Origin of the sequence: Pseudomonas sp. SIMBA_068, from assembly GCF_046534705.1 — a bacterium.
Taxonomy (GTDB): Bacteria; Pseudomonadota; Gammaproteobacteria; order Pseudomonadales; family Pseudomonadaceae; genus Aquipseudomonas; species Aquipseudomonas putida.
Window position 1 is genome coordinate 1 of sequence record NZ_JAWRYI010000708.1, and the last position, 265, is coordinate 265.

A 265-nucleotide genomic window follows, 5' to 3' on the forward strand; every position below is an offset into this window, starting at 1 on the left:
CTGATCGCCTTAGCAATCAGCGCCGTCGTGATGTTAAGTGCTGGCCGTTTTCTGCCGCTGCTGCTGGCAGAGAACGCCGGCGTGATGCAACGGGCGCAGCTGCGTCAGGAGTTACAGCAGATGATGGCGACGCTGGAAAAAGCGGTGCGGCGTGCCGGTTATTGTCACGGTGAGTGTGGCAGTGGGGCGCTGCAAATCAGAGAGAACTGCCTGCTGCTGCGCTGGGATGAGAACAGCAACGGTAAATGGGAAGGGGTGAGCCATG

Annotated in this window: 1 protein-coding gene; it reads left to right on the plus strand. The window is 59.6% G+C overall.

Features of this window, described 5'->3' with window-relative positions; translation table 11 throughout:
* On the plus strand, positions 1-265 hold a 265-nt coding region (locus SB756_RS31075), incomplete at both ends, for a hypothetical protein (protein ID WP_410913370.1).